The 19,376-nt window shown below is 60.0% G+C and carries 19 protein-coding genes and 1 riboswitch; of the genes, 9 read left to right on the top strand and 10 right to left on the bottom strand.

Annotated features, from left to right (window positions below; all coding sequences use genetic code 11):
* Positions 1–49: 49 nt before the first annotated feature.
* The 4 genes from QA646_RS17490 to QA646_RS17475 form a co-directional block, all read right to left on the bottom strand.
* Positions 50–1,108: an ABC transporter ATP-binding protein gene (locus tag QA646_RS17490; RefSeq protein WP_283056638.1), complete on the bottom strand. Its 1,059-nt coding sequence runs from the start codon at positions 1,106–1,108 to the stop codon at positions 50–52.
* A complete protein-coding gene (locus QA646_RS17485; RefSeq protein WP_283056637.1) occupies positions 1,105–2,706 on the bottom strand; it encodes an iron ABC transporter permease in 1,602 nt (533 codons plus the stop codon). Before QA646_RS17485 ends, QA646_RS17490 begins: the two co-directional genes overlap by 4 nt.
* Before the next feature lie 127 nt (positions 2,707–2,833).
* Positions 2,834–3,850 carry an iron ABC transporter substrate-binding protein gene (locus tag QA646_RS17480; RefSeq protein ID WP_283056636.1) on the bottom strand — a complete coding sequence of 339 codons (1,017 nt, stop codon included), beginning with the start codon at positions 3,848–3,850 and terminating at the stop codon, positions 2,834–2,836.
* A 212-nt stretch (positions 3,851–4,062) separates the two neighbouring features.
* Entirely contained in the window at positions 4,063–5,400 is a 1,338-nt protein-coding gene (locus tag QA646_RS17475; RefSeq protein WP_283056635.1) for an MFS transporter, read from the bottom strand.
* A gap of 394 nt (positions 5,401–5,794) precedes the next feature.
* Here QA646_RS17475 and cyoA point away from each other — a divergent pair, with 394 nt between their 5' ends.
* The 5 genes from cyoA (at position 5,795) to QA646_RS17450 (ending at position 10,857) form a co-directional block, all read left to right on the top strand.
* The gene (cyoA, locus tag QA646_RS17470) at positions 5,795–6,913 is read left to right on the top strand and encodes a ubiquinol oxidase subunit II (protein WP_283056634.1); all 1,119 of its coding nucleotides are present in this window, start codon (positions 5,795–5,797) and stop codon (positions 6,911–6,913) included.
* Between the two features lie 47 nt (positions 6,914–6,960).
* Complete coding sequence (gene cyoB / locus QA646_RS17465) at positions 6,961–8,964, top strand: cytochrome o ubiquinol oxidase subunit I (protein ID WP_283056633.1); 2,004 nt, start codon at positions 6,961–6,963, stop codon at positions 8,962–8,964.
* Between the two features lie 5 nt (positions 8,965–8,969).
* Positions 8,970–9,599, top strand: coding sequence for a cytochrome o ubiquinol oxidase subunit III (cyoC, locus tag QA646_RS17460; RefSeq protein WP_283056632.1), 630 nt, complete (start codon positions 8,970–8,972; stop codon positions 9,597–9,599).
* The gene (gene cyoD / locus QA646_RS17455; RefSeq protein WP_283056631.1) at positions 9,596–9,997 is read left to right on the top strand and encodes a cytochrome o ubiquinol oxidase subunit IV; all 402 of its coding nucleotides are present in this window, start codon (positions 9,596–9,598) and stop codon (positions 9,995–9,997) included. The genes cyoC and cyoD overlap by 4 nt, the downstream gene beginning before the upstream one ends.
* A gap of 80 nt (positions 9,998–10,077) precedes the next feature.
* Positions 10,078–10,857: an SURF1 family protein gene (locus QA646_RS17450; RefSeq protein WP_283058905.1), complete on the top strand. Its 780-nt coding sequence runs from the start codon at positions 10,078–10,080 to the stop codon at positions 10,855–10,857.
* A 105-nt stretch (positions 10,858–10,962) separates the two neighbouring features.
* Here the strand turns inward: QA646_RS17450 and QA646_RS17445 are convergent, their stop codons facing one another.
* Positions 10,963–11,526, bottom strand: a complete 564-nt coding sequence (locus QA646_RS17445) for a histidine phosphatase family protein (protein WP_283056630.1) — start codon at positions 11,524–11,526, stop codon at positions 10,963–10,965.
* A 99-nt stretch (positions 11,527–11,625) separates the two neighbouring features.
* Positions 11,626–11,698: riboswitch (cobalamin riboswitch) on the top strand.
* Positions 11,699–11,753: 55 nt separating this feature from the next.
* Here QA646_RS17445 and QA646_RS17440 point away from each other — a divergent pair.
* The 3 genes from QA646_RS17440 (at position 11,754) to QA646_RS17430 (ending at position 13,386) form a co-directional block, all read left to right on the top strand.
* Positions 11,754–11,963 carry a CbtB-domain containing protein gene (locus tag QA646_RS17440; protein ID WP_107106508.1) on the top strand — a complete coding sequence of 70 codons (210 nt, stop codon included), beginning with the start codon at positions 11,754–11,756 and terminating at the stop codon, positions 11,961–11,963.
* Positions 11,964–11,975: 12 nt separating this feature from the next.
* Positions 11,976–12,716: a CbtA family protein gene (locus tag QA646_RS17435; RefSeq protein ID WP_283056629.1), complete on the top strand. Its 741-nt coding sequence runs from the start codon at positions 11,976–11,978 to the stop codon at positions 12,714–12,716.
* A 187-nt stretch (positions 12,717–12,903) separates the two neighbouring features.
* Positions 12,904–13,386 (top strand): hypothetical protein, encoded by a 483-nt coding sequence (locus tag QA646_RS17430; RefSeq protein WP_349254262.1) that lies wholly within the window; start codon positions 12,904–12,906, stop codon positions 13,384–13,386.
* Between the two features lie 140 nt (positions 13,387–13,526).
* On the opposite strand, the gene QA646_RS17425 is transcribed toward QA646_RS17430, so the two are convergent.
* Positions 13,527–13,835, bottom strand: coding sequence for a hypothetical protein (locus QA646_RS17425; RefSeq protein ID WP_283056627.1), 309 nt, complete (start codon positions 13,833–13,835; stop codon positions 13,527–13,529).
* Positions 13,836–14,105: 270 nt separating this feature from the next.
* On the opposite strand from QA646_RS17425, the gene QA646_RS17420 reads away from it, so the two are divergent.
* Complete coding sequence (locus QA646_RS17420; protein ID WP_283056626.1) at positions 14,106–15,707, top strand: inorganic phosphate transporter; 1,602 nt, start codon at positions 14,106–14,108, stop codon at positions 15,705–15,707.
* Between the two features lie 76 nt (positions 15,708–15,783).
* Here QA646_RS17420 and QA646_RS17415 read toward each other — a convergent pair whose 3' ends face one another.
* The 4 genes from QA646_RS17415 to QA646_RS17400 all read right to left on the bottom strand — a co-directional run bounded on the left by QA646_RS17415 (position 15,784) and on the right by QA646_RS17400 (position 19,170).
* Positions 15,784–16,284, bottom strand: coding sequence for a MucR family transcriptional regulator (locus QA646_RS17415; RefSeq protein ID WP_283056625.1), 501 nt, complete (start codon positions 16,282–16,284; stop codon positions 15,784–15,786).
* A gap of 91 nt (positions 16,285–16,375) precedes the next feature.
* Positions 16,376–16,999 carry a helix-turn-helix domain-containing protein gene (locus tag QA646_RS17410; RefSeq protein WP_283056624.1) on the bottom strand — a complete coding sequence of 208 codons (624 nt, stop codon included), beginning with the start codon at positions 16,997–16,999 and terminating at the stop codon, positions 16,376–16,378.
* Between the two features lie 118 nt (positions 17,000–17,117).
* Positions 17,118–17,909 carry an EAL domain-containing protein gene (locus tag QA646_RS17405; RefSeq protein ID WP_283056623.1) on the bottom strand — a complete coding sequence of 264 codons (792 nt, stop codon included), beginning with the start codon at positions 17,907–17,909 and terminating at the stop codon, positions 17,118–17,120.
* A 403-nt stretch (positions 17,910–18,312) separates the two neighbouring features.
* A complete protein-coding gene (locus tag QA646_RS17400; RefSeq protein WP_283056622.1) occupies positions 18,313–19,170 on the bottom strand; it encodes a sugar phosphate isomerase/epimerase in 858 nt (285 codons plus the stop codon).
* Positions 19,171–19,376 lie beyond the last annotated feature (206 nt).

Below are 19,376 nucleotides of genomic sequence, written 5' to 3'. Positions count from 1 at the left end.
TGGGGCGAAGGTGTTTTCATCCAGACCGAGTTTCGACAGGAAAAAGCTATCAGCTTACCGCATCGAAGACATGCGCCTTGCCGAGCACGCTGACGCGCACGGTGCTGCCGATCTCCGGCAGGCCGACGCTGGAGCTTTTGATGGTAAGCGATGCGGCGCTCTCGGCATTGGCAAGGGCAAGCGTCACAGTGCAGACGGCACCGCCGAATTCGACATCGATGACATTGCCGGTACATAGGGCATCGGAAGCAGAGCCATCGATCATGGTGAACCGCAACTGCTCGGGGCGCAGCATGATTTCCGCCCGCCCGCGGCGGCCGTTTGCATCCGTCTGGATGCGGCCAAGCGCGCAATCGGCAAAGCCCTCGCCCAGTTCGGCGGACAGCAGGATGGCATCGCCGAGGAAGGTGGCAGTCTCGCGGTCGCGGGGATTGAGATAGAGCGTCTGCGGCGTTCCGGCCTGCACCAATTTCCCCTCGCGCAACACCGCTACCTGATCGGCGAAGGAGAGCGCTTCCGCCTGATCGTGCGTCACCAGGATCGTGGTGATGCCGGCATTCTGCAGGACGCGGGCAACCGCCTTGCGCATATTTTCGCGCAAGCCCGTGTCGAGCGCGGAAAAAGGTTCGTCCAGCAACATCAGCCTCGGCTTGCGGCCGAGCGCGCGGGCGAGAGCCACACGCTGCTGCTGGCCGCCGGAGAGCTGGTGCGGGCGGCGATCGAGCATGCCGCGATCGAGCTCCACCATGTCGATCAGCGCGTTGATCTGTTCGGCGCGGTTCGCCTGCCCGCGCTCCATGCCGAAGCCGATATTCTCCGCCACGCTCAAATGCGGAAACAATGCGCCGTCCTGCGAGACGATGCCGATGCCGCGGCGGTGTGCGGGTATAACGGCCGGCCCATCCGCCAGCAAATGTCCTTCCAGCAGCACCTGGCCGACATCCGGGCTCTCGAAACCAGCGATGATGCGCAGCAGCGTCGTCTTGCCGGAGCCGGAAGGGCCGACGATGGCGGTGCGGCTGCCGGCCGCGACCGTGAGATCGATGTTGTCAAGCGCGTGCACCGGGCCATAGTGCTTGCCGATGTTTTTAATCGCCAGAAAGGTCATTGTCCGGCCGTCCGCTTGGATTGCGCATAGAGGAGAAGGGTGAGCGGCAGCGACAGCACTACCATCATGCAGGCGTAGGGCGCGGCCGAGACATAGTCGATCTCGCTGGTGAGCGACCAGAATTTCGTCGCCAGCGTCTCCGTGCCGTTGGGTGACAGCATCAGCGTCGCCGTCAATTCATTGGTGATGCCGAGGGCGGCAAGGGCGACGCTCGCCGCAAAACCTGGAGCGGCAAGGCGCATCGTAATCTGCCGCACGGCCTGGCTTGGCGTGCGTCCCAATGCCATGGCGGCGCGTTCAAGCTCGACCGGGGCCTGGGCGATGCTGGCGCGCAAGCCCACCATGGCGCGCGGCAGGAACAGCAGGACATAGGCAAGCAGCAGCGTTGCAGAGGTCTGATAGAGCGGCAGCACCAGCCGCACCGTGATCGACACCAGCGCCAGCGCCACAACGACGCCCGGCAGCGAGCCGACATAATAGTGGCAGGCTTCGAGGATACGCTGCAGCCGGCCCGGCGCGCGCACAGAGAGCCAGGCCATCGGAGCGGCGGCGATGGTGGCCAGCAAGCCGCCCGCAACGGCAAGCGCGATCGTCTGCAGCAAAGCCGAGCCGACCGTATCCATCCGCCAGATACCGGCGCCGCCGAGATAGAGCCAGCGTGCCAGCGTCACGAACGGCACGCCGAGCGTCAGCACGGCCGCTGCCAAAGGCAGCGCAGTGGCCGGGATGACGAGCCAGCCGAGACGGCGGCGGTCCGCCGGGCGGGCTGCACCGGAACCGACACGCGCGTAACGCTCATTGCCGCGCACCAAAACCTCGATGGCGAGCAGCAGCAGGCAGCAGAAGACGAGAACGCCGCCCAGCATATTGGCGGCCGGGCTGTTATAGGCGGATTGGAACTGATCGACGATTGCCGTCGAAAAAGTATCGAAACGGATCATCACATAGAGACCGTATTCCGCCAGCAGATGCAGGCCTATCAGCAGCGAACCGCCGCAGATGGCGAGACGAAGCTGCGGCAGGATCGCCCGGAAGAAGACGCGCCAGGGGCCAAGGCCGAGCGAGGCGGCGGCATCCTCGATCGCCGGATCGAGGCGGCGCAGTTGTGCGGCCACCGGCAGATAGAGGAAGGGATAATAGGCAAGCACCGATACCAGCACGCCACTCCAGAGGCCGCGCATACCCGGCAACAAGCTGACCCAGGCATAGCTGTGCACGAAGGCCGGCACGGCAAGCGGCGCGACCGCCAGCCAGGACCAGATGCGGGCACCTGGGATATTCGTACGCTCTGTCAGCCAGGCGAGCGTAACGGCAAGCATGATGCAAAGCGGGATGGTACAGGCTTCAAGAAGGACCGTATTGGTCAGCAGCTCGCCGACGCGGCTGCGGAAAACGAGCGCAATGACTTCGCCCCAGCCGGTATCGACCGTGACCCAGACGATGAAGCCGAGCGGCACCAGGCTCAGAAGCGCGACGATGGATGCAAGGGCAATGACGGAAGCGTGCGGAACACGGCCACCGGACGCAGCGGTCAACGGAGGCAATCGCAGGGCAGCGGCCTGACTGGCCGGCGCGGCATATGTGTTCTTCTGCAGCAAGTCTTAGCTGCCTTTCACGCCCTGAAATAGGAAGACAACCGCCGCTGGAAGGCGATTGCCGGGATCGAAATGGCCGAATTGGCCATCCGCATGCCCCTAGCAGGGCATGCGGACCGGATGCAAGGACTTAGATCAAACCGGCTTCGGTCATGAGTTCAGTGACCTTCTTGCTGTTCAGCTTGGAAGGCTCGACCTTCGGCGCCTGCAGCTCGGAGAGCGGCACCAGCTTCGGGTTCGACTGAGCGCCATTGCCGACGGCATATTCATAGGAATCGCCGTCGCGCAGAACGGCCTGGCCGCCCTTGCCGGTGATCCACTTCAGGAATGCCTGCGCTTCCTTCTTGTGCTGGCTGGAGACGAGAACGCCGCCGCCGGAAATGCTGACGAAAGCGCCTGGATCCTGGTTCTTGAAATAGTGAAGCGCGACGTTCTTGCTGTTTTCGCCCGTCTTCGCCTGATCGCCAAACCAATAGTAGTGGTAGATGACCGCGCCCTGGATTTCGCCGGCATTGACGGCCTTCATGGCAACGCTGTTGCCCTTGTAGGGGGTCGCATTTGCTTTCAGCGCTTTCAGCCAGGATTTGGTGACGTCCTCGCCCTTCAGTTCAAGAAGCGCGCTGACGATCGCCTGGAAGTCGGCGCCGGCGGGCGATGCACCCCAACGGCCCTTCCAGGCGGGATCGGCGAGGTCGAGCAGCGACTTCGGCAGCTCGCTTTCCTTCAACTTGGTCTTGTCATAGGCGAAAACCGTGGAGCGGGCGGCAACGCCGACCCAATTGCCATCGGCTGCCTTGAAGGTTTCCGGCACCTGCGCCAGCGTATCGGCATCCACGGGTGCAAAGAGCTTGTTGGCGTCAACCAGCGCCATGCCGGGAGAATTTTCCGTCAGGAACACGTCGGCAGGAGATGCCGCACCTTCTTCGACGATCTGGTTGGCGAACTGCATGTCGCTGCCGTTGCGGATCGTTACCTTAATGCCGGTTTCCTTGGTGAAGCCATCTGCCCAGGCCTGCGTCAAGCCCTCGTGCTGCGCATTATAGACGACGATGCCTTCGGAATCGGCGGCATTGGCCGTCAGCGGCGCAACCGCAAGAGCTGCAGCAAGCGCCAAGGCGCTGGTGAGATGGGTAAAGGAAAAAGTCATAGGCGTCCTCTCGCTGAAACCTGTCCGTAACGGTGGTGCGGTAGCCTATATTTTTCTTGACTATGTTTTTCAAGTTTCAGCGTGTCCTTTTTTATCACAAAAGTTTGAAAAGGGAGTCAAGATTTAGGAAGCCACTCGCCGGCGAGGTCCAGCCGCGTACGAAAAAGCCGCGGCGCTCTCACACCGCGGCTTCCAATGTTCCGAAGGCTCGATCAGTTGTCGCGTGTCTCCAGCGTTTTACTGAAGAAGATCGCGACGAGCGTGCAAACGACGCCCGAGAGCAGGTAGAGGCTGGTATAGACCAGGCCGAACTGGCTGGAGAGGGCCAGCGCGACGAAGGGCGCGAATCCGGCGCCGATCAGCCAGGAGAGGTCCGAGGTCAATGCCGAGCCGCTATAGCGATAGTTCTGGCTGAAGCGCGAGGCGCTGGCGCCGGCGGCCTGGCCAAAGGAGAGGCCGAGCAGCGTGAAGCCGAGAACCACATAGATATGGCGGCCGGTGACCCCGCCATCGAGCAGCCAGGGTGCAACGAAAGCAAAGATCGCAATCAGCACGGCGCCGACGGCAAGCTGGTTGCGGCGGCCGATACGGTCGGCGAGCAGGCCGGAACAGACGATCGCGACGATGCCGCAGATGGCACCGAGGAATTCCACCAACAGGAACGAACCGGGGGTTTGCGCGCTATAAAGCGTTACCCAACCGAGCGGGAAGACCGTGACCAGATGGAAGGTCGCGAAGCTTGCCAGCGGCACGAAAGCGCCGATCAGCACGTCGCGGCCATGCACGCGCAGAAGCTCCGTCATCCTGACCGGCTCCAGCTCATGGCGCTCCAGCAACGCGCCGAATTCCGGCGTCGCGACCAGGCGGAGCCGGGCAAACAGTGCCACGACATTGACCATGAAGGCACAGAAGAACGGGTAGCGCCACCCATAGTCCAAGAAATCGAACGTCGAGAGACTGGTCACGAAATATGCGAACAAAGCGCTTGCCAGCATGAAGCCGGTCGGCGCGCCGAGCTGCGGGATCATCGCATACCACCCGCGGCGATCAGTCGGCGCATTGAGCGCCAGCAGCGAGGCAAGACCGTCCCAGGCGCCGCCGAGCGCAAGGCCCTGACCGATGCGCAGGATGGCGAGCAGGACGATCGCGTAGACGCCGACTTCATTGTAGCCGGGCAGGAAGCTCATCGACGCCGTGGAACCCCCGAGCAGGAACAGCGCGATCGTCAGCTTTACGCCGCGGCCATAGGTGCGGTCGATCGCCATGAAGATGAACGAGCCGATCGGACGGGCAATGAAGGCGAGGGAAAAAACCAGGAAGGAAAGCAGCGTGCCCTGCAGAGGATCCGCGAAGGGGAAGATCAGCTTCGGGAAGACCAGGACTGATGCGATGGCGTAAACGAAGAAATCGAAGAACTCGGACGTGCGACCGATGATCACGCCGATGGCAATATTACCGGGGTCGACGGTAGCGCGAGCATGCATGTTGCGGGCATCGCGTTCCAAACCTGTGGACGTTGGATTTAGTGATTCATGCGTGGCGCTGGCCATATGCGGGAGCCTCCCTCTCCGGACGCGAATTCCTCCACGAAATCGCGTACCAGTAAGATGTTTTATCAAACTTACGAACTTATCAAGTATCGTGCATGGAATAATTCGCTAATTAGCAATTGGATCCGGCCAAATTCCGCCTTTTGCCGGCACAATGCCGGCTTGGCGACGCGCCAGCCAGTAGCCATATCCGCCGATCTCGTTATATTAGCCACGGCAAAGGCAACCGGCCGTTGGAAAACCTTCTGGATTTCTCAAGATTTTCGCGAAAGGTGAAGTTGCACCTGATACCGCATTGCATCCAAGCTTGCTGCGGTGCGACGAAACACCTCATACCGTTCCTGACCGCCGTCCTTTAGTCGCGGTACGGTCAATAACAAAAAGAGCTTGAAACGTGCCAAGACTATCGAAGATTTTCAGCCGTTTATCCGTCCTACCGCTCATCTTGCTGCTCTCGGGCTGCGATATGGTGGTGATGGCTCCCTCCGGCGACATCGCCGTACAGCAACGCGACCTTATCGTCGTCTCTACCGTCCTGATGCTGCTGATCATCGTACCGGTGATTTTCCTTACCCTGTTCTTTGCCTGGAAATATCGCCAGTCGAACACGGAGGCTGCCTATGATCCGGACTGGCATCATTCGACCCGCCTCGAATTGGTGATCTGGTCGGCACCGCTGGCCATCATCATTGCGCTTGGCGCGGTGACGTGGATCAGCACTCACCAGCTCGACCCCTATCGGCCTCTCGATCGCGTCAACGCCGGCAAGCCGGTGACGACTGCAACAAGGCCCCTCAATGTCGAAGTCGTGGCGCTCGATTGGAAATGGCTGTTCTTCTACCCCGATCTCGGCATCGCCACAGTCAACGAACTGGCAGCTCCGGTGGATGCGCCCATCAACTTCAAGATCACCGCCTCCTCGGTGATGAACTCCTTCTTCATTCCGGCACTTGCCGGCCAGATCTACGCCATGCCGGGCATGGAGACGAAGCTGCACGCCGTCATCAACCATCCCGGCGAATATCAGGGTCTGTCCGCCAACTACAGCGGCGCCGGCTTCTCGCATATGCGCTTCAAATTCCATGGCCTGAGCCAGGCCGACTTCGACCAATGGGTCCAGAAGGTGAAGAGCCAGGGCACGGCTCTCGGCCGTCAAGAATATCTGGCGCTCGCCAAGCCGAGCGAAAGGGAGCCGGTGCGCTACTTCAATGCGGTGGACGATGGCCTTTATGACGCCATCCTCAATATGTGTGCCGATCCCAGCAAGATGTGCATGGGCGAGATGATGCATATCGATGCCAAGGGCGGCGCCGGCAAGGACAGCCAGGAAAACCGCGAGCGCCTGATCTACGATAATCGGGATGCCAACTCCGCCGAAGTCACGCCCGTCAAGGCTGATGGCGGTGCTGGCCAGACCATGCAGCATGGAGACAACTCCATGCAAGGCATGGATATGGGCAACGGCTCTTCTTCCGATTCGTCGACCGGTTCGGCGCAGCATCAGGGTCATTGATCCGGTGCGCTCAATAACAAGACATTCATAAGGGACAGAGGAAATCCATGTTTTCCAACCCGGACCTCTATAAATTCATCTTCGGTCGGCTGACGCTCGACGCGATTCCCTATCACGAGCCTATCCTCGTCGTGACCTTCATCGGCGTCGCCATCGGCGGTATCGCAGTTCTCGGCCTGCTGACCTATTTCCGCCTCTGGGGCTTCCTCTGGAAGGAATGGTTCACCAGCATCGATCACAAGAAGATCGGTATCATGTACGTCGTGCTGGCGCTGATCATGCTGCTGCGCGGCTTTTCCGACGCATTGCTGATGCGCCTCCAGCAGGCGATCGCCTTCAACGGCTCGGACGGCTACCTGCCGCCGCATCACTACGACCAGATCTTTACCGCCCACGGCGTCATCATGATCTTCTTCGTGGCGATGCCCTTCGTCACCGGTCTGATGAACCTCGTCGTACCGCTGCAGATCGGCGCGCGCGACGTCTCCTTCCCCTTCCTCAACAATTTCTCGTTCTGGATGACGACGGCAGGCGCGATCATCGTCATGATCTCGCTCTTCGTCGGCGAATTCGCCAAGACCGGCTGGCTGGCCTATCCGCCCCTTTCCGGCATCGCCTATAGTCCCGACGTCGGTGTCGATTATTACATCTGGGGTCTGCAGGTCGCGGGTATCGGAACGACGCTCTCGGGCATCAACCTGATCGCCACCATCGTCAAGATGCGTGCGCCGGGCATGACCTTCATGAAAATGCCGGTCTTTACCTGGACCTCGCTCTGCACCAACATCCTGATCGTTGCGAGCTTCCCGATCCTGACCGCGACGCTCGCACTGCTCACCCTTGATCGCTACGCCGGCACGAACTTCTTCACGAATGACCTCGGCGGCAATCCGATGATGTATGTCAACCTCATCTGGATCTGGGGTCACCCTGAAGTCTACATCCTGGTCCTGCCGGCCTTCGGCGTCTTCTCGGAAGTCGTCGCGACCTTCTGCGGCAAGCGCCTCTTCGGTTACGCCTCGATGGTCTATGCCACCTGCGTGATCATGATCCTCTCCTACCTCGTTTGGCTGCACCACTTCTTCACCATGGGCTCGGGCGCCAGCGTCAACTCCTTCTTCGGCATCACCACGATGATCATCTCGATCCCGACGGGCGCGAAGATTTTCAACTGGCTCTTCACTATGTATCGCGGCCGCATCCGCTACGAAGTGCCGATGCTCTGGACGGTCGGTTTCATGGTGACCTTCGTCATCGGCGGCATGACCGGCGTCATGCTCGCGGTTCCGCCGGCTGACTTCGTGCTGCACAACTCGCTGTTCCTGATCGCTCACTTCCATAACGTGATCATCGGCGGCGTGCTCTTCGGCATGTTTGCGGGCGTCAACTATTGGTTCCCGAAGGCCTTCGGCTTCAAGCTCGACCCCTTCTGGGGCAAGATGAGCTTCTGGTTCTGGCAGATCGGCTTCTGGTTCGCCTTCATGCCGCTCTATATCCTCGGCCTGATGGGCGTCACGCGCCGCATGAGCCAGTTCGACGATCCGTCGCTGCAGATCTACTTCGTCGTTGCAGCCTTCGGCGCCGGGCTGATCGCTCTTGGCATCGCCAGCTTCCTCATCCAGCTCGTCGTCAGCTTCATGAAACGCGAAGAGCTTCGCGACCTGACCGGCGACCCCTGGAACGGCCGTACGCTGGAATGGTCGACCTCATCGCCGCCGCCGGCCTACAACTTCGCCTTCACGCCGATCGTCTACGATCACGACGCCTGGTGGGACATGAAGAACCGCAACTACAAGCGGCCGACCGAGGGTTTCATTCCGATCCACATGCCGAAGAATACCGGCACTGGCGTCATCCTCGGCGCTCTGTCCATCGCCTTCGCATTCGGCATGATCTGGTACATCTGGTGGCTTGCCGCCATCACCTTCGTCGCGATGATCGCCATTACGATCGGCCATACCTTCAACTATAAGCGCGATTTCCATATCCCCGCCGATGAGGTCGTGAAGACCGAAGGCGAGCGTACGAAACTGCTCGCAGGACAGGTATAAGACCCATGACGACCCATACCGTACCAGCTCTGAAAGATGGCGAAACTCCCGCCTTCTACATGACGGAAGAGCATCATCCCGAAGGCAGCACGATGCTCGGCTTCTGGCTCTACATCATGAGCGATTGCCTGATCTTCGCAGTGCTCTTTGCCACCTATGCCGTGCTCGGCCGCAACTATGCGGCCGGTCCATCGCCGGCCGACCTGTTCGAACTGCCGGTCGTCGCTCTCAACACGACGATGCTGCTGCTCTCCTCCATCACCTACGGCTTCGCCATGCTGATGATGGAAAAGAACAACAAGTCGGGAACGCTGTTGTGGCTGGCGATCACCGGCCTCTTCGGCGCCGCCTTCATCTATTTCGAACTCAACGAATTCTATCACCTGATCCTGGAAGGCGCCGGTCCGCAGCGCAGCGCCTTCCTCTCGGCCTTCTTCACGCTGGTCGGCACGCACGGCCTGCACGTCACCAGCGGCCTCGTCTGGTTGATCACGCTGATGGTCCAAACAAGCCGGCGCGGGCTGATCGTCGAAAACAAGCGCCGTCTGATGTGCCTGTCGATGTTCTGGCACTTCCTCGACGTCGTCTGGATCGGCGTGTTTTCCTTCGTCTACCTCATGGGAGTTATCGGATGAGCTCGAACGCCAATCCTTCGCATCATTCCGCCGACGCCCACGGCCACCACCATGGTGGCCACGAGGCCGGACACGGCACGTTCAAGAGCTACATGACGGGGTTCATCCTCTCCGTCATCCTGACCGCCATTCCCTTCTGGCTGGTCATGGCCAAGGTCTTCTCCGACCCGACCGTCACCGCGGCCTTGATCATGGTCTTCGGCGCCATCCAGATCATCGTGCATATGATCTATTTCCTGCACATGAACACCAAGTCGGAAGGCGGCTGGAACATGATGGCGCTGATCTTCACCATCGTGCTGGTGATCATTGCGCTCTCCGGCTCGCTCTGGGTCATGCACCACCTCAATTCCAACATGATGCCCATGTCGCCCGACATGATGCGCAACATGCCGTAACGACCAAGCGGCGGGCGTCCTGAGGGATGCCCGCCGTCATTTCCGGCGTTGCGCCGCCGGGAAGCTGCGCCGAGCATCCGATGGAGTTTTGCGCCTTGACTCATATCCCGACCCCCTCCCTTTCTGAAAAACCGCGCTCCGCGCTCGCGCTTGCCATCTGGGTGATCCTGCTTCTGCTGTTGACCGCGGGGCTGATTGCGCTCGGCACATGGCAGGTAAAGCGGCTGTCCTGGAAACTGGATCTGATCGCCCGCGTCGATGCCCGCGTGCATGCGCCGCCCGTGGCCGCTCCCGGCCCGGCGGAATGGGCGGCGATCGACGCCGCCGGCTATGAATACAAGCACGTCCAGGCAACCGGCACCTTCCTCAACGACAAGGAAGCGCAAGTGTATGCCTCGACCGCGCTCGGCCCCGGCTATTGGGTGCTGACGCCGATGAAGGAGCCTGATGGTACGATTATCATCGTCAATCGCGGTTTTGTGCCGGCCGACAAGCGCAATCCGAATACCCGCCCCGCCGGCGAGCTAACCGGCGAGGCGACCGTCACAGGCCTGCTGCGGATCAGCGAGCCGAAGGGCACGCTGCTGCGCTCCAACGTGCCGGCGGAAGAGCGCTGGTATTCCCGGGACATCGCAGCGATCGCCGCCGCGCGGAACCTTCAAAACGTCGCGCCTTATTTTATCGATGCAGACGACAAGAAGAATCCGGGCGATCTGCCGGTCGGCGGCCTGACGCAGATCGTCTTTCCCAACAATCATCTCGTCTACGCCATCACCTGGTACGGGCTTGCCGTGATGACGTCAGGCCTTGCCGCCTATCTCATCTATTTCGAGCGGCAGCGGGCGAAGGCGCGCGGCTAAAGCTCGTCGCGATCTTTCGGATTCGCTCCCAAACTTTAGCTCTTTGTTTTTGCATGTCGTTTTCGCAAAACCGCCGCACACTTTTGCGCGACATGCATTAGAGCGCTACCTCGCGGCATTCGGAAAGCGAAGCTGCCAGCGACGGCCGTCGCTGGTCATCTCCACGATGCCGAGCGGCTCGATGTCGATGGTCCAGAACGCCGGAGGCGGCGCCTGCAGCACATGGAGAATGGCGGCGCGAATGACCGTCGCATGCGTGACGACGACCGTATGACCGCCATCGCCGATGTGAGCCTTCATCCAATCGCCGACGCGGGCGAGCACGGCGGACAGGGATTCGCCGCCATGCGGCGCCGCATCGAAGTCCAGCATCCACTGCGACAGTGCTTCCGGATCGGTCTCATGGAGGTCGGTGATCGGCCTGCCTTGCCAGCGCCCGTAGTCGCATTCCCGGAAAGACGGCTCCATCATGCACTCAAGCCCCAAAGCCGCAGCCGTCTGGCAGGCCCGGAGCGCCGGGCTCGTCCATGCCCGATCGACCGTTCCGAACCTGGACGTCGGTTGAATTCGCTCGAGCGCTTTTGGCTCCAGCGGCTCGTCGTCGGGAAAGCATCCCTCACGATTGGCGCGCGTCGGCCCGTGACAAATCCAGCTCAGACGTCCTTTCATACAGCTCGATAACTCCATACTTGTCGCGATTTCGCATCGCGATGGCGTTTGATTGACAACTATATTTGCAGCCAGATATAAACTTAGGCTTACGGGTGTGGAAGCCGGTGAAATCCCGGCGCGGTCGCGCCACTGTAATCGAAGGGCGGATACCGCCCCTAGAAAGCCAGACCCTTCCCGTAACCCCCTTCCGCAAATGGAACGCGTTATTCAAAGAGGGAAATACAATGTCTGACACCACATTCGCACCGACCGCAATCCCAACGCCGATCCCGGCTGGCGAAATCCTGCCCTGGGCGATCTTCGCCGGGCTTCTCCTCATGCTGGCGATCTATTTCATCGGCGCCGAAGAAGGCGCGACGGCGCTGTTCTCCGGATCCTATGTGCACGAATTCGTGCATGACGCGCGCCACCTGCTCGGATTCCCCTGCCACTAAGGGGCAACGCCCATGGTTGGACGCCTTTTGCTCCGCGGCATGCTGGTCGGAGTGCTTGCCGGCATTCTCATTTTCGCTTTCGCCCATACGTTCGGCGAGCCGCTCGTCGATCGGGCAATTGCGTTTGAAGAGCAGGCTGCCCAGGCGGCAGGCGAAATGCCGGAACCGGAAATCGTCAGCCGTGCCACCCAGGCCGGCCTCGGTCTCTTCGCCGGGAGCATAGTGTATGCCGCGGCAATAGGCGGGCTCTTTGCCCTCGTTTTCGCCTATGTCTATGGCCGCGTCAGCCCCTTCGGCGCGCGCGGAACTGCCGCATTGCTGGCGATCGGCGCCTTCATCGCCATCTCTTTGGTTCCCGACATCAAATATCCCGCCAATCCGCCGGCAGTCGGAAATCCGGATACGATCGGCGCCAGGACCGAGTTGTTCTTCGTGATGATCGTGGCCTCCATCGTCGCCATGGTTGCCGCTGTATCCCTCGCCCGTCAGTTGGCGGCGCGGTACGGATCATGGAACGGTGCGATCTTCGCCGGCATCGCCTACATCGTGTTCATCGGCCTGGTGCAATACCTGCTGCCGACAATCAACGAAGTGCCGGAGCAGTTTTCTGCCGTCGTACTCTGGCGATTCCGGATCGCCTCGCTCGGCATGCACGCGATCCTGTGGACGACCCTTGGCCTCGCCTTCGGCGCGTGGGCCGAACGCGACCTGCCGCAGGTTCGCTACGGTCGCACAGCCGCGCGCCGGGCCTGAAATGGCAAGCCTGACATGTCCCACGCGTGCCTTCATGCGTGGGACTTACTTGCTGAAATCAGCCATTCTATTTTCGATATTTTGCCTGGCTTGCACCCTCAGCCTGCCAATAGAGGCAAAGGCGCATACCAGCGGATCGTCCGGAAGTCAGGCGGGCATTCCGATACCAAGCCTGACCCATGGCGAGATGGCCGTGATCGCTCCCTATTACGGGCGGATCGTTGCGCTGGCCTCATCGGCATCCGACACGGACGAAGCCTTCCGTCGCGTGTTGAACTTCACGCTGATCCAGCGCGCCTATTGCCTTTGGGGTGTCATGCCGGGAAGTGCCGGGAATGAGGACAGCCCCTTTAACGAATGCTCGCATGCCTATCTCGCCGCCGCCAAGATGGTGCTGCTGCAGATGCGCAAGATGAAGGACGAAAGGGCGGCCGCCGGCGACCTCGTCTCCGAAATCGACAGCGCACTGGTGCGCAACAACCTGTCGCTTGTTCTCTGCCGTTTCAGCGGCGAGAGCTTCAATACGGCCGACCTCATCCGGCCGCGACTTGCCGGCATCTTTCTGCACGGCAAAAGCCTCGCCGCAACGATGCTGGCACTGATGACGGCAGTGGCCGCGCTGTGGTGGACCGCGCGGCTCCTGCGGACGAAACCGGCTGTTGCCGATTAGAGCATTTCCAGGAAAAGTGCTCAGCGATTTTCCGTCCGGAATGCGTAAAAACAAAGAGATAGAGCGGGAAAGCGATTCCGTGAAACGCTGAACCGCTCTAGACGACATCCGCCGACACCGGACGGCGCTGTGTCTGGCTTTTACCAATCTCGCGGCCGGCCGCGCCAGCCACCATCCCATCCGTCACGATAATAGGGGCGATGGCCATACCAGCCCCAACGCGGCGGTGGCGGTCTGTAGTATCCCCAACCATAACCGCGCGGCGGTCCCCAGCGGTTCGGCCGGCATACGCCCCGAGGCGTCAAATGCCAGCCGCGGCCGCAGGCATAATCGACATTGATGACCGGTGCTTTGGCTACGGTGCCAACAGCGGCGATGGGCATCGCGTCTGCCGAAGATACGGCGATGCTGCCAAGCACGGCAGCAACGGCAATCACGGACAATCTCATCGTGATGATCCTCCATTCAAGTCCCTTACATGCGGATTTAAACGCCTACAGGCTGAATGCCGGGTGAACCGAAAAAGGCATTTTCACGGCAAAATCAAGATGTTGAACGTGAAGTTGAGGCGACAATCCATGTGTTGCCGTTTAACGCGAGGCACATTTGCCAGCGAGCGCCGATACAACCGCGCCTGCATAAGCATCCCTTTTGCGTCATGAGAGCTTCATTAACGGCGCTTACATGAAGAACCTTACTTTGCCACAAGGGAGTTTGAGATGGTCGACGTCGTTTCAAGCAATTCGGAGGGTGGCAATCACCCCATTCACGGCACAGGCGCTTCCGCAAAATGGTTTCTGCCGATCTTTGGCATCGTCGTGCTCGGCGGCCTTGTCTATGTCGGCTATGCCCTTGGCAGCGATCTTGCCAATGCCGCTGCGGTTCCGTGGATCCTTCTCGGATTGGCGCTGCTGATCGCGCTCGGCTTTGAATTCGTCAATGGTTTCCATGATACGGCAAATGCGGTCGCAACCGTCATCTACACGCGTTCGCTGCCGGCCGAGTTTGCAGTTATCTGGTCAGGCTTCTTCAATTTTCTCGGCGTGCTGACCTCTTCCGGTGCGGTCGCCTTCGGCATTCTGGCGCTGCTGCCCGTTGAACTGATCCTTCAGGTCGGTTCCGGCTCCGGCCTTGCCATGGTCTTCGCCCTGTTGACCGCCGCCATCGTGTGGAACCTCGGCACCTGGTATCTCGGCCTGCCGGCGTCGAGTTCGCATACGCTCGTCGGTTCTATCATCGGCGTCGGCCTTGCCAATCAGTTCCTCGCACCGGCCGGGTCCGCGACGAGCGGCGTCGACTGGTCGCAGGCAAGCAGCGTCGGCATGTCACTCTTGCTATCGCCGATCATCGGTTTCTGCCTGGCCGCGGTGCTGTTGCTGGTCGCCAAAATTCTGATCCGCAACAAGAACCTTTATGAAGCGCCGAAAGGCAATGCGCCGCCGCCGCTTTGGATTCGCGGCCTGCTGATCTTCACCTGCACCGGAGTCAGCTTCGCCCATGGTTCGAATGACGGCCAGAAGGGCATGGGTCTGATCATGCTCATCCTTATCGGCCTCGTACCGACTGCGTTTGCACTGAACCGGACGCCCGATGTCAATTACCTTGATGCCTACAAGGCAGCCTCGGCGCAGGTCGAGACCGTCCTCGGCAAGTATGTGAAGCCCGGCGTTGCCACGCCTGCAGACCCGAAGGCTGCGGTCAGCGATGCCGTGAAGAGCAAGACCTGGACGGACGCAACCACGCCGGCACTGCAGGCCTATATCCATGCCACCAGTGCCGAGATCGCCGCCTATCCAAGCGTCGAAAAGCTGCCGAACGGCCTCGTCGGCAACGTTCGTAACGACATCTATCTGATCGGTGAATCGCTGAAGCTGATAGACAAGCAGAAGCTGCTGCCGATGAACACTGACGACCTGAAGGCCGTCACCAGCTATCACGCCGCCGTCGATCACGCGACCAAGTTCATTCCGCTGTGGGTGAAGGTTGCAGTGGCGCTGGCACTCGGGCTCGGTACCATGGTCGGCTGGAAGCGCATCGTGGTGACTGTCGGCGAAAAGATCGGCAAGACGCATCTGACCTATGGTCAGGGCGCTGCAGCCGAAGTCGTCGCCATGCTGACGATCGGTGCGGCAGACCATCTCGGCTTGCCGGTTTCGACGACGCACGTCCTCTCCTCCGGCGTCGCCGGCACCATGGCCGCGAATGGTTCCGGTCTGCAATGGTCCACCGTGCGCAACATGCTGATGGCCTGGATTCTCACCTTGCCGGCCTCGATCGCGCTCGCATTCGTACTCTTCATCCTGCTTCGCCAGGTCTTCTGACCGGCGTCGCCGGGCTATAGAACTGGCTAGCCGGCAAAATATCGTCAAGAGATTGGCGTCCTCCGCGCGGGCGCCATTATTCTTGCGGCTTGTTACCGTTGGCGCCGAGGCCGGAGAGTTTGGCAAGTTCCGAACGGCGGTTCGCATAATTCTGGGCGACCATCGGATAATTGGGAGCAAGACCCCATTTTGCGCGATATTCCTCGGGCGTCATGCCGTAATGAACGCGCAGGTGCCGCTTGAGCGTCTTGAAGCGCTTTCCGTCCTCGAGGCAGACGAGGTAGTCGTTCGTCACCGATTTCTTGAGATCGACGGCCGGAACGGGCCTCGCCTGCTCCTGCGGCGATGTGGATCTATCCAGAGCCTGCAGCGCCTCATGCACATCCGCGATCAGCTTCGGAAGGCTGCCGATAGGAACGGGATTGTGGCTGATATAGGCCGAAACGATCTTCACACAGCCGTCAAACAGAACATGCGATTGCGGCTGAGGCAGATCTCTCCTGCTGCCGAAAGCGTCCATCATCGTTTCCCGGGTCTCGTGTGGCTTGGCATGCGCCGCCGCGCGTGATTGCTTCATGTACAAACCCATTCGTGAATCTTGCATTGGTTTTCAAACTCCACAGGTTTTGGTTTGCGGCATCTTCGGCATCCCTAATGAGGACGCCCGCTCATTGCCGGTCTTTCTCCGCCACGGGCTCGCTACCGTCGGTCGCATCCGCAAAGTCCCTTGCGGGATCTGCAAATTCCTTTGCAGGATCTGCAAAGTAGGTAGCCAGCTTGGTGCATAGAATGATGAGGGGAATGCCGAGCATGAAGGCGGCATAGGTTGGATTGCCGTTGCAGTGGCGCAGCGTCTGAAGGATGAGCTTGCGCTCGACATCTTCCACGGTCTGGCCGACCAGAACACCGACGGCGGTGTTTACGGTATGCGGCGCAAGGCTGTCGTCGCAGGCGGAGAGGTGCGCGACGATCTCATCGATCAACCGCTCTTCGCTCGCCGTCGCCAGCACGATGCCGGCGGCGCGGTCGAGCTCACAAAAGACATAAAGGCCATTTTCCGCATCGATCGAGACCCGTCCGGAAACATTGCCCGATGCGTCGCGAATGACGATATGCGGCTCCTCTCCACCGACAAGGGTGAACGGCAACCGGCTGTCGATATAGGGAGCGCCGGGGAACAAGCCCTGCAGCTCCTCGAACAGCAAGTCAAGCCGTACTTGCGCCTGTACGTCCCGCGCAGTGGAGGCGGCGGAGACATCATAATCCCGATGGAAGGAAGGATGTTTGATCATGCCGTCACCTCCGCAGTCGAGGCGGAAAGAGAGGCAGGCAAGCAGCGCCTCCCACCGATGAACTCCAAGTCGTGGGTCCGTTTTGCCGAGCAGCTTTGCAGGACGACGGATGGAGTATTCATCCAACCTCCCGCAGGCCGAATTTGCCCTTTTTCCGTGGAAGCTGCTGAAGCGCTACGGGCTTGGACAGAAGGAAACCTTGCGCATGCGTCGCGCCGGTCGAACGTGCTGCCTCCAACTGCGCCTCGGTTTCTATTCCCTCGACGATAACCAGGGGAGCAAGACAGGATGCAAAACCGACCAGATGATACAGGCTGTCGCGGCCATCGCTGCCCGGTCTGATATCGCGGACAAAAGACGCGTCGACTTTGACGATATCGGCCGAGACCTGCAGCAGGTGCGCTGGGGTCGCAAAGCCGGCGCCGAAATCATCGATCGCAACGCGGCAACCGAGTGCACGTATCATTTTCAATCGTTCGATGGCGGCGCCGACGAGCGGATAGGTCTCGGTAATTTCAACGACAAGCCGGGAAGTCAACTCAGGTTTGTGATGGCTGATTCGGCTGAAAATATCGGCAAATCGATCCGGCGCGGATAAAGTGGCTGCGGACAGATTGCAGCCGAGTGTCAGTGCCGTATCGGCCATCAAGGCAGTCAAAATCATGTCCAGCATACGGAAATCGAGGTCGAAGCGACCATCCAGTCGCTCCAACTGCGGCACGAAGGTGCCTGCGGTGTGAACGACGCCTTCGGCATCCGTTACACGCGCCAGGCACTCGGCATAAAGAATCTCTTCGATGTTTTTGGCATCATGGATCGGCTGAACGACAAAGCTCAAACCACCCTTGGCGATTGCTTTCAAAATCAGGGCGTTATGCCCCTTGTCAATCCGGTTTCCTCTACCGCTCATCAAGCCTCCAACGGCTGCAAGATAGGCAGCAAACCGAAATTCGGAAAAAAAGGCCGGCATGTGAAAATGACGCAAACGCGCTGGGAGCATGGGATTTCCGGTGCCCGAAAGCCGCGTTCTCCATCTGCGAGACACCTTCTAACTCAAGGTAACTAGAGTTTCCCTTCCGCAAGCAGAATATGTCGCGTCGGGGGCGACAGCATATTTAGAATCAATATATTCCTAATATGTAAACTAGTATCGTCAAACATTCAATTGACACGAGTTTTTTGAGTTACTAATTCAATCATTGCCGAAGCGGGCAGCAACAATCTTCGGCCGTAAACCATAAGGCCGCTATATTGAGGAATGCGTCCGGCGGGCAAGTTCTTCCGGCGAGGCTTGCTTCAAAATCCCGGCCTACTTACCGTTGGAGCTCGCTTTCGTCGGACTGAGGCCACCAGTTCTCTTGCCTTGCTTCCCGCAGGGCATGATCGAGCGGCGGCAGGTCTGCATGCCATAGCCGCTCCCATTCGAGACTCATGACGCCGTCATAATGATCGGCGGCCAATGCAAAGAGCAGTGCCGGCATCGGAAACTCGCCGGCACCGGGAAGCGTGTAACTATATGGCAGCTTGCCGCTCGCCTTCGAGACACTGTCCTTCACATGAAGGTGCCTGACGTTGTGACGTAGCTGCTTCCAGGTTTCGGCAGGATCTTGTCCGCCTTTGCGCCAGGTGTGATGCGTGTCCCAGAGCAGGGCGCAATCGGGTGCCGCTTCCAGAAAACGGCCAAGCGCGTCCGGGCGCACCAGAAAGTCGTGTGTCTCCACCATGATATCCGAGGCAAAACCCTCGCGGCTGGCGGTCTCGCGCCACCATTCCAGCGTCGACAGTGCCTCGGAAAGTTCGCCGGCGTCACCAGTGCTGCCGCCATCGAAAATACGCAACGCCTTTATGCCGGCCGCCTCGGCCCATGGAAGATAGCGCAGGAACTCTTCCTTCGCTTGCGGCGTCGCGCCGACAAGGCGCATCGACGTGTTGAGCGCGCAAACGGCCACGGGAGAACGCTCGAGAGCATGGACAAGGCCGGCCGGAGTGCCAAAGCGCGCGGCAAAATAGGCCGGCAGATCGATCATACCGCCAAGCGCGCGAATTTCGATCGCATCAAGGCCATGACGTGCTGCGAGAGCAAGAGCCTCGTCCAATTCCAGCTCCGCACAGCCGAGTGTCGAAAATGCCAGCGACATTCTTGCGGCTTTGACATCAACGGCAGCAACCATCGCCTTCTCCGCTCTGTTCCAGAAATATACGGCATGCGACCTTCGCCAACGTGATGTCCCTCAAACAACTTGAACCAAGCACAGCGTTAGTAACTAAATGGATAATTGTGAAGCATCCTTCGGGCGTCAAGAGCTTGATGGCAGCGCCCGCGAGAGAGCCCAGCGCATCTTTTCGGATGCGCCGATCCGCACGCCCATGATTTTTA

The organism is Rhizobium sp. CB3090 (assembly GCF_029714285.1).
Taxonomy (GTDB): domain Bacteria; phylum Pseudomonadota; class Alphaproteobacteria; order Rhizobiales; family Rhizobiaceae; genus Rhizobium.
Note: the sequence above shows the minus strand (reverse complement) of the source record. Positions and strands in the feature narration are given on the sequence as shown.

Coding starts and splice junctions, on each gene's coding strand:
- QA646_RS17415 (WP_283056625.1), bottom strand. CDS start 16,284: ATGAAGCAATCACGCGCGGCGGCGCATGCCAAGCCACACGAGACCCGG.
- cyoB (WP_283056633.1), top strand. CDS start 6,961: ATGTTTTCCAACCCGGACCTCTATAAATTCATCTTCGGTCGGCTGACG.
- QA646_RS17480 (WP_283056636.1), bottom strand. CDS start 3,850: ATGACTTTTTCCTTTACCCATCTCACCAGCGCCTTGGCGCTTGCTGCA.
- QA646_RS17475 (WP_283056635.1), bottom strand. CDS start 5,400: ATGGCCAGCGCCACGCATGAATCACTAAATCCAACGTCCACAGGTTTG.
- QA646_RS17420 (WP_283056626.1), top strand. CDS start 14,106: ATGGTCGACGTCGTTTCAAGCAATTCGGAGGGTGGCAATCACCCCATT.
- QA646_RS17450 (WP_283058905.1), top strand. CDS start 10,078: ATGGAGTTTTGCGCCTTGACTCATATCCCGACCCCCTCCCTTTCTGAA.
- QA646_RS17410 (WP_283056624.1), bottom strand. CDS start 16,999: ATGATCAAACATCCTTCCTTCCATCGGGATTATGATGTCTCCGCCGCC.
- QA646_RS17435 (WP_283056629.1), top strand. CDS start 11,976: ATGGTTGGACGCCTTTTGCTCCGCGGCATGCTGGTCGGAGTGCTTGCC.
- QA646_RS17400 (WP_283056622.1), bottom strand. CDS start 19,170: ATGGTTGCTGCCGTTGATGTCAAAGCCGCAAGAATGTCGCTGGCATTT.
- QA646_RS17490 (WP_283056638.1), bottom strand. CDS start 1,108: ATGACCTTTCTGGCGATTAAAAACATCGGCAAGCACTATGGCCCGGTG.
- cyoC (WP_283056632.1), top strand. CDS start 8,970: ATGACGACCCATACCGTACCAGCTCTGAAAGATGGCGAAACTCCCGCC.
- cyoD (WP_283056631.1), top strand. CDS start 9,596: ATGAGCTCGAACGCCAATCCTTCGCATCATTCCGCCGACGCCCACGGC.
- QA646_RS17445 (WP_283056630.1), bottom strand. CDS start 11,526: ATGAAAGGACGTCTGAGCTGGATTTGTCACGGGCCGACGCGCGCCAAT.
- QA646_RS17405 (WP_283056623.1), bottom strand. CDS start 17,909: ATGAGCGGTAGAGGAAACCGGATTGACAAGGGGCATAACGCCCTGATT.
- QA646_RS17425 (WP_283056627.1), bottom strand. CDS start 13,835: ATGAGATTGTCCGTGATTGCCGTTGCTGCCGTGCTTGGCAGCATCGCC.
- QA646_RS17430 (WP_349254262.1), top strand. CDS start 12,904: ATGGCCGTGATCGCTCCCTATTACGGGCGGATCGTTGCGCTGGCCTCA.
- QA646_RS17440 (WP_107106508.1), top strand. CDS start 11,754: ATGTCTGACACCACATTCGCACCGACCGCAATCCCAACGCCGATCCCG.